This window comes from Thermofilum uzonense, assembly GCF_000993805.1.
Classification (GTDB): Archaea; Thermoproteota; Thermoprotei; order Thermofilales; family Thermofilaceae; genus Thermofilum; species Thermofilum uzonense.
This window is the reverse complement of the sequence record NZ_CP009961.1, coordinates 1565408-1581037: the sequence shown is the minus strand read 5'-3', so window position 1 is coordinate 1581037 and position 15630 is coordinate 1565408. Positions and strand designations below refer to the sequence as shown.

Sequence of the window (15630 nt, the reverse complement as noted above, 5' to 3'; positions counted from 1 at the left end):
TGAAAAAGCTCAGTAGCGACGGCCCCAGTCACGATACAACTCCAATCGGGTTCAAGTCATCATAGCGTCTTGAATACTCGCGTAAACCTATTAAACTTGCCGTGGGATTATGTTAGGCTAAGCCTCTTATCTTAGCAAAATATACCTGTCCAGCCGATATACCGCCATCCCCGGGTGGGAGCTTTCGGGGGAGAAAAACCCTGTCGGATCCGAAGACGTGTTTAACCCCTTTGAGGATCACTGAGTTTACAGCTGCTCCACCTGAGACGTATATCTCCCTAGCACCATTCTCGTGAGCGATCTCAGCAAGGGACCTGCCTATCTCGAATTGGATTGTGTAAGCTATATCTCTTGTAGCAGCATTGTTGAAGCGCCCGTTCAGCATGTAGTCGTAGAAGAAGGACTTCGTGTAGACTTCTCCGCCACCATGCTCAAGGCGATAGTCTAGCTTGCTGCCGCCCCAGCTGAACTCCTCAAGTGTTATGGCAGGCTCACCTTCATAGGTTCTCTCCCATGAGACTCCTAGTAGAGCAGAGACAGCATCCAGGAAACGACCGGCGCTTGAACACTTTATACTTGCTCCAGCCTGGTTAAAGGCTATTTTTAGCTCTTGTATGCCCCCGGGTACCCTTTTGTCTAGGTGGTTATAAGATGCAAGTCTCAAAAACTCTTGGAGATCTACATGTTCTGCTAAGACTCCAGCTATTATCCTGGCAGGATATAGTGTTGATCTATCTCCACCGGGTAAGGGGATGTATTCTAGTCTCCCCAGTCGCTCGTAGCTCCCGTCCTCCGAGATATAGATCACCTCGCCACCCCATATCATTCCATCGTCTCCGTAGCCTACTCCATCGATAGCTATTCCAAAGCCTTCTCGAGTACCTCTTTCCAGCAGCGCGGCGGCTATGTGTGCTACATGGTGCTGAACCTCATATAACTCTGCGCCTGCCTCTGCAACCAGTTGATCCGCGAGTTTCCTATTGAGGAAATAGGGATGCTTGTCCACTACAACTAGGGATTCTGGCAAGCGAATCGAGTACGTCTCTACTAGAAATTTAAGGGATTCATGCAAGAAGTTTAGTGTTTCCATATTCTCAAGATCACCTATGTGCTGTGTGGGGATAATGTATCGCTCTAATCCCAACGCGCCTGTATTGTTGAGCATCGCTCCCAAGCCTATTACGGGTCTCCTGTATTCATTCGGTGCTCTTATCCACCTGGGCGCAAACCCTCTAGATCTTCTTAGAAACAAAGGCTCTCCGTCGCTTAGTCTTATAACGCTGTCGTCAACCCTGTTTACAATCTCACGGTTATGTAGAAGGAAGTAGTCTGCAACGTTTTTTAACTTGAGTAATGCCTCCTCATTATCCTTTATTATGGGCTCCCCGCTCTCATTGCCACTCGTCATAACTGCAAACTTGTCCACGGTGGCTTCGAGAAGTAGATAGTGGAGAGGAGTATAAGCAAGCATGACACCGACTGTCTTCAACCCTGGAGAGACTTGGTCAGAGACTTCGCGTGTCTTCGGAAGAATCACTATTGGACGCGCGGGGCTCAGCAGTAATTTTTCAGCAGCTTCGTCTACTACAGCTATTCTCCTGGCAACGCTTGTGTCCCTTGCCATTACAGCGAAAGGTTTCCTACCCCTTTTCTTGCGACTCCTTAGCTTCAAGAGTACTTCGTCATCCGTGGCTTTGACTGCCAGATGAAAGCCTCCGATCCCCTTGACGGCTACGATATAGCCTTCATCAACAAGCTTCGCTGCCTCAACCAAGGGGTCGCTGACCCGTAAGGGTGCTCCCTCACGATCCACGAGATAGATTTGCGGGCCACATGTAGGGCACGAGATTCCCTGGATGTGGAAGCGCCTAGTGTTTCCAGGGTCTGTATATTCCTCGCGACACTTATAGCATAGTGGAAAAGAGCTCATAGAGGTGTTTTCACGATCATAGGGAATCCTCTTTATAATTGTGAAACGAGGACCGCACCAGGCACAGCTGTGGAACGGGTACCGGTACCAGCGTGAAGAAGGGTCGAGTATCTCACGTCTGCAATCATCGCACATCCCGAGATCAGGGGGAATCATGGATATCTTTGTAAGCACCTTGCCGCTCTTCCTGATCTCAAAGCTAGGATATCCTCTAGGTACAACCTCCTCTACTTGTATCTCTTCTATTTCAGCCGAGGGGGGTGTCTCACGGCGTAATACTTCGGGGAATTTCTCTACTAGGACGGGGTCACCTTCAACCCATATCTCTACCTCGGACCCGCCCAGGTTCACTACATAGCCCCTTAAGCCTAACTTTGTTGCTATCCTGTACACGTGGGGGCGGAAGCCAACCCCTTGGACTATTCCCGAGACATGGAGTCTAATGGCCTTGAGGCTCATTTCTTCAGTAAAGCATTTACATTGGAATAAAAATAATATTGTCAATGTTCGAACACGAGTACGCCTATAAAGTTGCGGTAATGCTGTCCAGCAAGCCACGCTTCACTGGAACTCCAGGAGAGGAGGAAGCTAGACGGCTCATCGTCTCAGAGCTTGAGAAGAGTGGTTATTCCCCTAAGATGGAGGAGTTCTCGACAAAGGTATACGAGGTGAATAATGTCGACTTGAGGGTTAGAGAACCTTTCAACGAGGAGATCCCTGCTAGTCCTCTTGGTTTTAGCGGGGAAACGAGCGGTGTGGAGGCAGATTTACACTATATAGAGAACTCTGATAGAGTGCTCATCCCGGGAAGCGGTAACTGGATTGGGCTTGCCGTTGGAAGACCCCCAGCAGAACAGTGGAAGTTCCTGGCTAAAAGAGCCTCAGGACTAATAATAGCGGAGGGGACGCCCTACAGAAGCCTTAGCCACGTAGCTGTCCCGTGGGAGTGGAGGGAAAAATTCGGAAGCCTCCCCGCTGTGTACGTGAGTTATTGGAATGCAGTACGCCTGCTCAAGGCTAAGAAAGTCCACCTTGTGCTGGAGCAAGAATATAGAGACGTTAATAGCTATAATATTATAGCCGAGAAAAGCGGTTCAAAGTACCCAGAAGACGTTATACTCGTCACGGCACACTATGATAGTGTTAAAAATGTCCCCGGAGCGACAGACAACGCCGGTGGCACCGCGCTAGTGGTCGCACTCGCCTCCGCCCTCAGCAAGCTTGGCCTCAAAAGAACTATTAGATTTGTTCTGTTCTCTGGTGAAGAACTCGGCCTCAGAGGATCCCTAGCTTACGTAGAGAAACACAAGGACGAGTTAAAAAACATCTCCCTTGTAGTTAACTTGGATGTCCATGGAGGCGTTCTAGGCTCCTCTGCTTCAATTGTGAGTGGCTCGAAATCGCTTCGAAACTATGTGGAGGCTAAGGCAAAGGAGATCGGGGTAAACTTGTCAGTCTCAGAGGATGTTATGAGTAGCGACAGTACATCCTTCGTATGGAGGGGAGTGCCCGCAGTGAACTTCTTTAGATCGAGCGGTAGCGGAGCTGACATACATACCGAGAAGGATTCATTAGAACATCTACATCCAATAGCGTTTCAGCTGATCGGCCATCTCGTCTTCAAATTTATCGTGGACATCGCAAACTCCGAGGATCTACCCTACGAGAAAGAGGTGCCTGAAGAAATAAAGAAGAAGGCAGACGAGTATTTCAAGAAGAGGCTTGCTCTTGTGGATTAGAAGCTGACCCCCTCTGGCTGGAGCACGCAGTTCTCTCTCGACGGTTTGAGTGCTAAATACTTCACGATCAGCTTGCCCCTGGTATGTCTTCTCTGTCTCCTATTCCTCTAGGAGGCCTTCGATCCTGCTTTGGAGTTCTTCCAGCTCTCTGAGCATCGCGTCCATGCTGTTGAGTGTTTTCCTGTATTCTGGGAGGATGTCCGCGTATGCTCTAAGGGAGGCGATGCGTGTGCGTCGAATGTTCACCTCCTCGAACGCCTCGCTTAGCGCCTGGTAAGCCCTCCCCGCGTGGTCAACCTGCCAGGCCTGCATAGCCCTGGACTCCCCCCGGGTTAACATTGAGGCCACCGGCGAGGGACAACGCCCGGCTGTAAGCCTCCAAGGCCTCCCTGTACTCCCTCTCGACCACCCTCGACGCGTAGACAGCCAGCCTCCCGGCGGCCTCGACGCTAGGAGGGTTGGAGACAGCCGTCCACAGGAGACTCTCAGCCTCCAGCCTAGCACCCTCCTCGCCCTCCACCGCAGAGACGAGAAGCACGGTGTAAGCGAGGTAGAGCTTATGCGCCTGCTAAGCAGTACCAATTGCCTAGCACTGGCACGCTTCACGGCGGGGAAAAGCACGCCAAATGAAAGAGCCCTCCTAGCACAGCTCAAGGCAAGGGAGGGGGGCAGGCTCACAAGGCTTGGAGAAGCATTACTAGAGCTGTGCAGGCAAGCATACGCTAAAAAGCATTAAACAGGAACATTAAAAAGGTAAACAATTAGTCTTTTTATACCTGAATAATAATATTAATCACACAGGCCGCCGCAAGGCCCTCAACCCCCGCGACGAGGGGGATGAGCGGGCACACGGCCTCGACGGCTACACAGTGCTTCCCCGAGAAAACTGGGGCACACACGCCCCTGCACTCTCGGGGAAAAGAAAGCAGGGCGGGAGAGGGGCACGCATGCCCGGCGCAGCAAATGCTATGGGCCGAAACCAGACCCCCTCAAAACATAAGCCTTTTTTTACCCTTCACTCCCGCCTTTAGTGGTGGCACCCCCTTGTGAGGGGGTGGAGGGTCCTGTGAGGGCCCCGCCGGCCCCGTGGGCCGCAGGGCCCGAGGGGCGCCCCCCGGAGTAGCCCGAGGCGAAACGGGGGCGCTGGGAAAGGCTTGTGTTTTGAGGGGGTTTGGCGGTCGCGGGGCGGGCGCTAGGGGCGCGCGCCCGCTACCCCTCACCGGGGTGCCCCCGGCCATCATGGGGGTGTCCGCCTAGAGGATCGCCCCAATAGCAGGCCGGCAGCCCGCCCCCAGGGCTCCGGCCACAGCCCCTGAAGCCCCCTGGGCGCGGCTAAGCCCACGCGGAGTTTGGAATGGGTGGGAGTGGGGGGTAAAGAGGGGGGTTGTCACTGGGGGCGGCTCCCGGGTGGGCTGCGTGGGCGCCGAGACGCGGGGGGCGTCCAGGCATGACGGGGCAGTGATACAGGGGGGAGGGGAGGGGTCTGGGGCAGGGTTCCCGGGTAACCACCCCTCGGGGGGCCCGGGCCTACAGGCCTGCGCCCCTTCACTGGGGCCCCGGGCAACAGTACAGGAGCCCGGGCTACGCTGTGACGCGTGGACGCTGGCCACGGTTGGCGGCTCCACGCCGAGGAACCCGGGCCCCCGAGAGGGGTGAGTAAGGGATGAGCAGGAAGAAAGAGAGCGGAATTGCGGTGGCCCCGCCCCTCCAGGGGGGTGGGGGTGGGGCGAAGTCCAGGGCTTCAAGGAGAAAGAGGACGAGGAGAACCAACATAGTTAAACTCGTTGTAGATAAGAACGTCCATGAGAGGCTCGTTGAACTAGCGGTTCATACGGCCAAGTGCTGGAACACAGTGAACTGGCTGCGAATGCAGCAGTTCAAGGAGAGGAGGAAGATAGACTTTACAAAGACGGAAAAAGAGGTCTACGAGAGATACAAGCACATATTAAAGGTTAATGCACAACAAGTTGCTAGGAAAAACGCTGAGGCTTGGAGGAGCTTCTTTGAGTTAGTTAGAGAGAAGAGGGAGGGGAAATTACCAAAGTGGTTCAAACCGAGACCTCCAGGATATTGGAAGGACGAAAACGGCGAGTACAGGCTGGCCGTCATCGTGAGGAACGACCGCTACGAGGTGGACGAGGAGGATAGAACCATCTACCTGAAGGACTTCAAGCTCTCGCTAGAGTTTAAGGGGAAACTCAAGTGGCATGGGAAACAAGGGAGGCTGGAGATAATCTACGACAAAACCAGGAGGAGTTGGTATGCATATATCCCAGTCGAAGTCAAAAATGTAGCTGAAAATAAAGGCGAACTGAGGGCTTCAGTAGATTTAGGGATCGTAAACCTGGCCACGGTTTACGTCGAGGACGGCACGTGGTACATCTTCAAGGGCGGTAGCGTGCTTTCTCTATATGAGTATTACAGCAAGAGGATAAGCGTAGTCCAGAAGGTTCTAGCTAGACATAAGCAAAAGGGGAGTAGGAAGCTGAAACTGCTTTACGACAAGAGGAGGAGGTTCTTGAAACACGCTCTGAACAGTATGGTGAGAAAGGTGATGGAGGAGCTACAAGGAAAGGGCGTGAGGGAAGTAGTCGTTGGCTACCCAAAGGAGATCGCAAGGAACCACGGCAATAAACTCACCGCGAACTTCTGGAACTACAACTACGTCATAAAACGTTTCGAGGAAATAGGGGAGGAACTAGGTATCAAGGTCGTCAAAGTGAGCGAGGCAAACACTTCCAAACTCTGTTCCTTGTGCGGGGAAGCCCACGAGGGTGGGCGTGTTAAACGTGGTTTGTTCAGGTGTCCCCGCACGGGGAAGGTCATAAACGCAGACCTAAACGGTGCTATTAATATCCTACATATCTCCCTACATATCCCCGAGTCCCTAGGATCTGGGAGCAGGGGGGAACTCCCCGTGAGGGATAGGGGTAATGGGCTGAAGACCCAGCCCGTGGTCTACCGCTGGACGAGTGGAGCGGGGTGGGTGCGTTGTGCACCCACTAGCAATGAAGCGGTGAAAATGAAGGCGGTAAACCACAAACCCATGATCCGTCCTGAGGGAACCCTCGCCCTTCAGGGCGGGGAGGAGGTCAGCTTTTTACGCCTGCACGCCAATAGCGCCTCAGACCACCTCTAAGGCTGTATGCATCTACTCCCATTTTTCTTAAGAGAAAAGCAGCTTCCCGGCTTAACCCTCCTTCATCACAAACAACAACGTATTTCTTCTCTTTACCTAGGCTGGTTACGTAGTCTTCGAGAGACCATATGTCTACGTTGATGCTTCCCGGGATTCTTCCAGACCTATACTTCTCTGGAGGTCTAACGTCGAGAACAACAGCATTACTAGGTATTTCGTCCACCTCTAACTCTTGGAAGTTAGTGCCGCAGCCCGCGTCAATAGGAGACGAGCTATGTAGGTCTATTATCTCGACATTATCCAATGACTTTTCAAGAACACTTACGTCGATCTTTGCCTCTTCTTCAAGGACTTCGTCTAGCCTAGCATGTGTTGTGGGATGGAAAGAGTAAACACCGCATATCTCTTTGACTTGGCTAGAGGCCTCATATGTCCCTATCTTGCGAGCCAACTCAACTATCTCGTCTTTGTCGTATGCTATTACGGGTCGTAGGACGATAAGGTCTGATGACTTATCTATCACGTTGAGATTAGCCAGAGTCTGAGAAGAAACCTGTCCAAGATTCTCGCCAGTTACTATCCCCTCAGCACCAGTCTTCAGGGCGATTCTGTTGGCGACTCTATACATAAGCCTCTTCAGGACAACCCCTATTAGCTCGGGCTTCACCTTTTGTTTAAGTTCGTGGACCACAGTTGTAAAGTCGACAATGTATAGTTTCGGATGATATCCATAGCACCAATTGTCAGCCAGCGTCTTAACAACCCGCAATACATAACATTTCGAGACCGGTCCCCCTAGGTTAAGATAGAGAAAATCCACTTCAGCGCCCCTCTTAAGCATCAACCAGGATGCTACAATCGAGTCAAAGCCTCCGGATACCAGGGATATTACCCTGCCCTCGCTTCCTACAGGTAATCCACCCCAAGCCTTGATAATTTCAGTGAAGAAATAGGCTTTGTTACCTCGAACCTCGACGTATGCTGTGACCTCAGGGTTCTCAAGGTCTACTTTTGAAGCATATTTGAGTAACCTCTCGCCGAGAAGCCTGTTGACATCTATCGAGCTAAACGTATGGGACCCTACGCGTCTTGTCCTTACGGCGAATCTCTTTCCTAGTACTTTCTCCTTGAAGTACTCCTCAGCAGTCGCAATTAAGTCTTCTAGGTCCTTGAACTCATACTCCACAGCTGGGGAAAGGGACTTTATTCCGAATACTCTCCTCAAGACGTCTATAGATTCATAGGGCCCATAGATATAAAAACGCCCGAACTTCTTCCTTAACTCCGCCTCAATACCCGCACGTCTCAGAGCATCCATTATGTTGCGCTTCAATAAGTTTTCAAAGTGTTTTCGCGTAGCAAGCCCTTTTATGGTCAGCTCACCCAGACGTATCAGGACAACTTTCTTGAGAGACATAGAAATATACCCCCTCTAGGAGTAACAATTTGTGCCCGAAATAGTTTTAGGTCTATGGGACTTCATAGGGTTGGTCATCGGAACCATTGCTTTGATTGTCGCGATAGTAATAATCGCCATAGAATACCATCACTGGCGGTTGAGACGTGAATTAAGAAAAGTGATAGTCAAGGCTTCCAAGTTACAGTGAAATGAGAATTAGGGCTATAAGAACGAGGAGCGCCGCAATCCCCTTTTTCAACGTGATCTCTTCGCCGAGAATTAACGCCGCTAATATGACGATAAAGAGAATACTGGACCTGTCCACAACTGCGACATTGACGGCTTTACCGTATTGTAACGCTACAAAGTAGAGCAACCATGAGAGAGCTCCTGCTACACCGCTCAAAATTATAAATAATATCTCTCTCGACGTAAGGCTTGATATAAGCGCCTTATCCCTAATGACAAGCATAAGGGAAACGGTAAATATCATCATCACGATGGATCTGAGGCCTGTAGCGACGACAGGGTCTACTCTGGACAAACCCATCTTGGCTAAAATCGTTGCTAGGGCAGCGAAAAATGCGTCGAGAAGTGCATAAATAAACCATGTGAGGTCGCTCATAGCTTGAAATGGAGATAATTCCGATATTTATTTGTTCCTAAAAAATAGGTTATTCAGATATTAGGATTCCTGAACCAGTTAGGAAAGTTAAAGATAAAATCATGTGAATCCTGGATAGTCTTGTGTCCATGCAGGACTACAAGTATGAAATTCCAGTGAAAAAGCTAGAAACGGCTATGAGTGTTGACAAGGAACTCGTAGAGCAGTTAAGCAAGGCTTTGTCAAAGAAGATGATAAGTCAAATGAAAAAGGAGGCCGTAGACTGCCCTGTATTGAATAAAACAGTGGCTTTTCTACAATGCTATGGATGTAAAAACTTTGTCAGAAGAGTTCGAGGCATAGTCTATTGTAGGGGTAACCCTTTATAAGCGTGTACGGGTTACACGCGTGAGCACAAGCAAATCTTTTGAGGATTTTTTAAAAGAGCTTCGCCCCCTCAGAAGAGACTCCTTAATTGAACTTCTGGACGATGTCACCACTATACTGAAGAGTGAAGAACAGTTGATCAAGATAGAAGCTCCAAGAATTCTGTTTGTGGGAGACACTCATGGAGACGTAGAGTCGAGTATTAAAGCCCTTAAAAGCGATGCAAACGTGAAGGTATTCCTAGGCGACTATGTTGATAGAGGTAAATTCCAAATCGAAAACATAGAACTATTACTCTTGGCAAAGAGAGAGTATCCCGACAAAGTGTTCCTACTGAGAGGGAATCACGAGTCAAGAGAGATGAACGAGGTTTACGGCTTCCTAAGAGAAATGCTAAACTATTACGATTACGAGGTGTACGAACTCATGCTTAAAGTCTTCTCGAACATGAGCGTTGCAGCCACCGTAAACAACGAGATCTTCGCTGTTCACGGCGGTATTGCAAAGGGGCTGTATAGTGCTAATCAGATCGAGAATCTACCCAAGAGTGAGCATAATATCGACGACGAGATCATTTTTCAGATGCTCTGGAATGACCCAAGCGAAGAAGTTGAGGACTTTGCACCGAGTCCCAGGGGGTGGGGGATATACCTTTATGGAAGAAAGCCTGTTGAGAGCTTCCTAGAGGAAAGTGGTCTAAAGTTCATAGTGAGAGCACATGAACCCTTCCCAGAAGGATACAAGATTTTCTTTGATGGTAAATTGATCAGTATATTTAGTTGTCGATTCTATCCTATAGAAAATCCTAGGGCACTGCTTGTTGAGAACAAGAAGAGGGAAATCCAAGACCTAGTATGAGCGATGATTGAAAATAGCTTGGAGTCAATAAGTGACTCTTAGCTTAAACTCGGCCTTCTTGCCAGGGTTCCAGTTGCTAACGGGTCTGTAGTAGCCTACTATCCTACTCCAGTGTTCTAATTCGGCGCTTCCGCAGTAAGGACAGCTGTCAACGTATCCTGTAACGCTTCTGCCACACTTCTTGCAAACTGTGATTGTTGGTGTTATACTGAAGTAGACTACTTTGGTGTTAGTTACTATTCGATAGATGAGGTTCTTTAAGGCCTTGGGATCTGGCTGCTCGTGGAGGAATAAATGCATCATGACTCCGCCGGTAAACTCTTTTTGAACCTCTCCCTCCCATATCGCTCTTTGGTATATTGGAACGTCAGCATAGTAGGGTACTATACTGTTGCTGTAGAAGGGACTTATACCGTCTGACGGTATTAGGAGCTCGCCTTTCTCATAGTCATCCTTGAACATCTCAATGTCAGCTTTAGCAAGTTTATAGCCTGTACTCTCTCCTGGAACCTCCTCGACATTGTAGAGATAACCATCACTTTCCTCGAATTCTTCTGCGAGCTTCCTTATCATTGAGACCATTTTCTTCTCTATCATTATGGCTTCCTCCATCTCCCTTGTAGAGCTTTCAAACCAGAGCTTCGGATTCCTCATGAAGTTAGCAGCGGCCTCGGGGAGACCTATAACTCCTATTGTGTTGAAGTGATGTCTCAAGTGTCCAAGGTATAACTTTGTCAGCGGCATAAGGCCAGCCTTCATAGTATCCTCATATCTTTTGCGCCACGCTAGCAGGACTTTTCGTGCACTTTCGCTGAGAGAAATTAATAATTCCTCGAATACGGTCCACTCTCCCTTGCTAAGGTGGGCAAGTCTAGGCAGGTTAAGGGTTACGACGCCTATACTTCCCGTTGCGTCTGGTAAGGCCCATATTCCGTAAGTTCTAGAGCTTTCCCTTGACTTAAGGAATTTTTCCAATGCTTCCTCCTGGCTCGCCTTGTCTAGCCTTAAGGTAAGGGAGCCGTTACCCTTTGAGACAACATGGTTCACGTCAATTGTTAGACGACAGCACATCGCGTAGAGGGCTTCAACGTTGCTTGAGTAGCCGTTAAGCAGGTATGCCGATCCCTTCTTTGCAAGAGTCTCAAATATTAAATCAGTGAGCCCGTCCCACCTTCGGTTATTCCAGTCAAAATTCTTTGTAAGCATCAAAGTCGGTATCGGGAAAGTAAATGGCTGTCCAATCGCGTCCCCTTCAGCGTACAACTGGAAGAGCGCCTTGTCGACCTTTATTGCTTCGTCTATATAATCTCCTAGGCTTCCACTCTTAATTCCCCCGATTATAGCCTCGCCCTCAAGCATATCCTTGCTTGTGTCCAAAACTAGTGTAATGTTTGTGAAAGGTGACTGGTAACCTGCACGTGCAGGATAGTTAAGTTCAAAAAGCATCCCCTGCAATATTTGTTTGATCCGTGTAAACTCAAGCGAATCCGCCTCAACAAAGGGTGCTACGTACAAGTCGAATGCACTTACAGCTTGGGCTCCGGTCCACTCCTGAGCCCCCATGAAGAAGAAATTAGTGAGGTGTGCCACGGCGGTGTCGAAATGTTTGGCGGGAGCCGAGACGATGGTGGGCGTCTTTAAACCAAGCTGTAATATTTTCTTAAAGCTCCAGCCAGCACAGTAGGGAATCCACAAGCTGTCAGGAAGCTTGTGAATGTGTAAATCCCCCCTATAATGCTGCTCGACGGCGACAGGAGGAATATATTTTTTAAGTACTTCTGGGGTCTCTACGAGCTTCTCGAAGAGATAGTTGCGAAAGTTACTATAGCTTACGTTGTGATTAGCATTCTCATGCTTCTCCCAATCCAGGTCTGAAAGATACTTTTTCTCAAGTCTAATTATTTCATCTTCATGTCTTAAAACGACTGGAGTAACCATGTGAGTCTAAAAGACCATGTCTCTTTGGATAATAATAAACGATAAGGGGTATAGATTGAAAGTTAATGTTTTTGGTTTTATCGCATCTTCTATTTTTAAATTAAATATAATACAAAAATATAAAGAAGAAAGGAATTCACGCATATAGATTCATCTCAGTTTTACTATTTTTGAAGTAAATTCCATTGTCATGTGTAAGTTTTTCGTATAGGTTATTTATTTCTAGTGTGACACTGAGGTGACAGAGATAAAAGGTATGACTGACAGATAAAGTTTATAACTTCCCTATGTTTCGGTAAGAGATAATTTAAACAAGAAAAATCAAAGCTAATACTGGAGCTTATATTTTTCCTAGAATGAGTATAGCCAGTAGAAGTCCGTACACAGCAATACCTTCAGCTAGACCTCCCATGATGAGCATCCATGTCGTCAACTCGGGTTTCTCGACTGCCGCCGCAAAGCCAGCAGTTGCAACGCTTCTTAACGCTATACCAGAGGCCACGGTGGATCCGGCAACAGCGATTGCTCCGGCTAGCAGGGCTATGGCATCAGCCATTTGTAACGTCTTTGCAGGGGCTTCTTGAGCTGGTTCTATACCCTTTGAGACCTTAATGACTGTCGATGCAAATACGCTAAGGGATACAGCAAGTATAACAATGTTAATCGCTAATAGTATTAACATCGCCTTTCTTACGTTCATAACAGAATTCCTCATACTAGACCATCTATAAAAATATTATTCGCTTACAGCCTGTGATAAGTAACCAATTGGTTTAAACTCAATGCCCTCACCTTTAAAGAACTTGGTCGAGAACTCATAATAGGTAAGCCTTAAGGCTTGAATGCCTACAGCTAGAGCCTCAATGCCTAAAACCAGGAAGTTTGCTACCAAGTAGCTTGCCAGGCTACCAACCATTAATGCCATGTTTTCGGCTAATATGCTGAAAGCCTCGTGGGCCATCGCAAAAGCCGCTAGTCGTATAAATGACAGAGAGTTCGCTGGAAATGCTATTATCATCTCGATAACTTCCGAAAGAGCGTGCATGAGTTTCTCTTTATGGTGTGAAGTTATAGTCTCGTATATTCCGAATGAAAGAACAATTATTAATGATAAGACTACTAGACTTAGGAGTAACGTTACATCCGGGGAAGCGAGTGCGGAGAAGCTAAAGTTGTTCAGAGCAAGCTTGTACGCTATGGCTACACCCGAAGAATAGAACAAGATGCCCATGCCACCCATTCCACTGAAAATCGCGCCTAGCGTGTCTCCGAAGCGCAGCAGATTCAAGACGTTGAGTGTCATTGCCAGTAGTAATTGTAGGACGCCGAACCATAGCGCTACTGCTATTATCTCATAAACATCATGAATCGGGCTGAGGATAGGGGTTGCAAGAGGTTTCAAGAAAAACATGAATCCATACATGGCTCCAAATATCATGCTTGAGATGCCTGCGAGGGTTGCTAATGCCCCGAGAGTGCCCGCCCCTTCACGGCTTATACCCAGTAAAGGATATTTGGTTTTCAGCATGAATAATCCGAAAACAAACAGGAGTAATCCTTGTCCAACATCTCCGAACATCATACCGTACATTATCGTGAAAAGTCCTGTGAAGATGATGGTTGGGTCGATTTCCCAATAACTTGGAGTACCACGCATCGAGGTAAGCCTGTAGAGGTATTTCTTTAGCCCCTTATTCTCGATGTAGGATGGTGCTTTTTCACTTCTCTTAACTTCGTCGAACTTTAGATACAAGAGCCTTGGAACCCTACTTGAAAGCTCTCGTCTAAGAGACTCTTGATATCTTACTGGTATGTATCCTTCAACATATGTTATTCTTCTTGTTCTAAACACTCTTATCTCGCTGAGAAGAGGTTGGGCTCGGTGCATGGCTTCAAGGGTTGTCTCATAGGAGAGATACTCACCTATCTTCTGCAGTATGTCTCTTAAGAGTATTTTTTGAGTAGCGAGTTTTGAGAGTATTACCTCGGAGGGAAGCTCAAGAATGTTGTTAACCTCTTCTTGTACTTGTTTAATATCCTCCACTACGCTATCAATACTCGTTAGTAAGTTTCTCAAGAACGTAAAACGATCTTCTGTCGGCAAAGGTTTAAGTTGAACGTGCTCGAATGCTTTCTTGTAAAGCTCGACTAGATTAAGGAATTCATCGTCGCCTAGTACCTCGCCTACCTTCTGTAAATCGACCTTGAAATGTATTAGAGTTGTCTTGAGGATTTTCGCTATAAGGGAATTCTTAACTGCTTGTTTCTTCTTATCGAGCTCCTGGAGAAGTGATTCTAGATCTGTTTTATCACACCTTGTTACATAGACAAGTGCATTATATTTTGATCTAAGAACTTCTGGAAAAGTTTCCTCCAGGGTCTCTGGGATTGTTAAAATACAGCCATAACCCCATTCAACACAACCTTTCTGGATTTCAGTTGCACCATAAAGATTTAAGGCTTGAGTTTCACACAGCTCTTTAAGACCTTCGTCACCGTATGAAACAACTATTCTAGCATTGTTGCTGCAAAACTCACTAAGATTTTTTGTTAAAGCCTCTTTAAGGATGCTCAGGCTACCTACGTATTTGTTGAGAAGTATTATGCTGTTTGAAATTGATTGGGGATCTCTACTAAATGGAGGTAGTCGTGTCAGCTTCTCAATTCTCTCTTTGGTAAAGACTTTTTCTTCTAGAACTGATTGTACAAGTTCACAGTACTCTTTTGCTACTTTTAAGCGAGGTAAAACTTTTGCGTTTTCCTTGCATTCCTTGTAGGCTAGTTGAAGAGAGGCATAAGTATATAGGATGTCAGCTAGGGCTTCCTTATTTTTTCTAAGCTCTTTTAAAGCCCTATAAGCATTACCTATTGCTTCTAGCCTAGAAGCTTTTTCAAACTCGAAGGCATCACGAAGAACATTTGCAACCTCCACTAGTAGATGATGCAACTCCCCACGGATCTCATTCTCCTCCTCATTAATCCTCTTTAAGACAATTTCAGGTTTGTCGTAAAACCACGAGGGCAGCTCTAAAGGTTTAGAGTATATTTTTTTAAACTCCTCTACTTTTTCTTTAAGGTCTCTCTTGTATATGAGAAGGAGGACGTGCTCATATTCAGATATCCTTCCTCGGCGAACGATTGCTCCTAAAGAGAGAAATGAGGATATCGCGTCGTGTAAATTCTCGTCAGTAACAATAATTAAATCAGTAACTAACCCTAGTTTCTCCTTGCCCATATCTTCAGGTGAGACGCCTACTTCATACAGCCTGTCAACAATTTTCCTTAGTTTCAAAAGCTGTTTATAATACTCGACCTTCTCCTCGATTTGCTTAAGGAGAATATCGTCTGGTCTCAAAACTTTTCTAGCGACGTCTAGCGCCTCATTCACATCGAGTGTCTGGGGAGATATTTTTCCTTCTAAAACGTCGACGAGCATAGGGGGGAGTACGCTCCTAGCCTCCATCGTGCTTTCAAGGTGGACAATTCCTACAGATGCAAGAGCGTCTAGGAGGTTTACCTCGTATTCTGATGGAACAGCTACCCTGAATTTGTTGAGAGGTTCAGGCGTAATCAAATTGATCCCGGTGATTAGAATCTAGGTTGCAAATATAAATAATTGTGTGTATTTCTAACTCC

At 47.4% G+C, this 15630-nt stretch carries 14 protein-coding genes; 6 read left to right on the top strand and 8 right to left on the bottom strand.

What is annotated here, in order from left to right; genetic code table 11:
• Positions 1–112 precede the first annotated feature (112 nt).
• Positions 113–2389, bottom strand: coding sequence for a carbamoyltransferase HypF (gene hypF / locus MA03_RS08335; RefSeq protein WP_052884798.1), 2277 nt, complete (start codon positions 2387–2389; stop codon positions 113–115).
• Positions 2390–2433: 44 nt separating this feature from the next.
• Between hypF and MA03_RS08330 the strand changes: the two genes are divergently transcribed.
• A complete protein-coding gene (locus tag MA03_RS08330) occupies positions 2434–3669 on the top strand; it encodes a M28 family metallopeptidase (RefSeq protein WP_052884797.1) in 1236 nt (411 codons plus the stop codon).
• A 99-nt stretch (positions 3670–3768) separates the two neighbouring features.
• Here the strand turns inward: MA03_RS08330 and MA03_RS08325 are convergent, their stop codons facing one another.
• On the bottom strand, positions 3769–3981 hold the full coding sequence (locus MA03_RS08325; protein WP_052884796.1) for a hypothetical protein: 213 nt from the start codon (positions 3979–3981) through the stop codon (positions 3769–3771).
• On the bottom strand, positions 3962–4207 hold the full coding sequence (locus MA03_RS08320; protein WP_052884795.1) for a hypothetical protein: 246 nt from the start codon (positions 4205–4207) through the stop codon (positions 3962–3964). Before MA03_RS08320 ends, MA03_RS08325 begins: the two co-directional genes overlap by 20 nt.
• A 21-nt stretch (positions 4208–4228) precedes the next feature.
• On the opposite strand from MA03_RS08320, the gene MA03_RS08880 reads away from it, so the two are divergent.
• Both MA03_RS08880 and MA03_RS08315 read left to right on the top strand, forming a co-directional pair.
• On the top strand, positions 4229–4405 hold the full coding sequence (locus MA03_RS08880) for a hypothetical protein (RefSeq protein ID WP_191118576.1): 177 nt from the start codon (positions 4229–4231) through the stop codon (positions 4403–4405).
• A gap of 927 nt (positions 4406–5332) precedes the next feature.
• The gene (locus MA03_RS08315) at positions 5333–6808 is read left to right on the top strand and encodes an RNA-guided endonuclease InsQ/TnpB family protein (RefSeq protein ID WP_236944880.1); all 1476 of its coding nucleotides are present in this window, start codon (positions 5333–5335) and stop codon (positions 6806–6808) included.
• On the opposite strand, the gene thiI is transcribed toward MA03_RS08315, so the two are convergent.
• Positions 6762–8225, bottom strand: coding sequence for a tRNA uracil 4-sulfurtransferase ThiI (gene thiI / locus MA03_RS08310; protein WP_052884794.1), 1464 nt, complete (start codon positions 8223–8225; stop codon positions 6762–6764). The genes MA03_RS08315 and thiI overlap by 47 nt on opposite strands.
• Positions 8226–8256: 31 nt before the next feature.
• On the opposite strand from thiI, the gene MA03_RS08875 reads away from it, so the two are divergent.
• Positions 8257–8415 carry a hypothetical protein gene (locus MA03_RS08875; RefSeq protein WP_191118575.1) on the top strand — a complete coding sequence of 53 codons (159 nt, stop codon included), beginning with the start codon at positions 8257–8259 and terminating at the stop codon, positions 8413–8415.
• On the opposite strand, the gene MA03_RS08305 is transcribed toward MA03_RS08875, so the two are convergent.
• Positions 8407–8832 (bottom strand): EamA family transporter, encoded by a 426-nt coding sequence (locus MA03_RS08305; RefSeq protein ID WP_052884793.1) that lies wholly within the window; start codon positions 8830–8832, stop codon positions 8407–8409. The two genes, MA03_RS08875 and MA03_RS08305, sit on opposite strands and share 9 nt — an antisense overlap.
• 128 nt (positions 8833–8960) lie before the next feature.
• On the opposite strand from MA03_RS08305, the gene MA03_RS08300 reads away from it, so the two are divergent.
• Both MA03_RS08300 and MA03_RS08295 read left to right on the top strand, forming a co-directional pair.
• Positions 8961–9200, top strand: a complete 240-nt coding sequence (locus MA03_RS08300; protein WP_052884792.1) for a hypothetical protein — start codon at positions 8961–8963, stop codon at positions 9198–9200.
• Positions 9201–9219: 19 nt separating this feature from the next.
• Positions 9220–10056, top strand: coding sequence for a metallophosphoesterase (locus MA03_RS08295; protein WP_052884791.1), 837 nt, complete (start codon positions 9220–9222; stop codon positions 10054–10056).
• A gap of 24 nt (positions 10057–10080) precedes the next feature.
• Here the strand turns inward: MA03_RS08295 and MA03_RS08290 are convergent, their stop codons facing one another.
• From MA03_RS08290 to MA03_RS08280, 3 genes are all read right to left on the bottom strand, one after another.
• Positions 10081–11994, bottom strand: a complete 1914-nt coding sequence (locus MA03_RS08290; RefSeq protein ID WP_052884790.1) for an anaerobic ribonucleoside triphosphate reductase — start codon at positions 11992–11994, stop codon at positions 10081–10083.
• A 340-nt stretch (positions 11995–12334) separates the two neighbouring features.
• Entirely contained in the window at positions 12335–12694 is a 360-nt protein-coding gene (locus MA03_RS08285) for an ATP synthase subunit C (protein ID WP_191118573.1), read from the bottom strand.
• Positions 12695–12730: 36 nt separating this feature from the next.
• On the bottom strand, positions 12731–15568 hold the full coding sequence (locus tag MA03_RS08280) for a V-type ATPase 116kDa subunit family protein (protein WP_052884788.1): 2838 nt from the start codon (positions 15566–15568) through the stop codon (positions 12731–12733).
• Positions 15569–15630 lie beyond the last annotated feature (62 nt).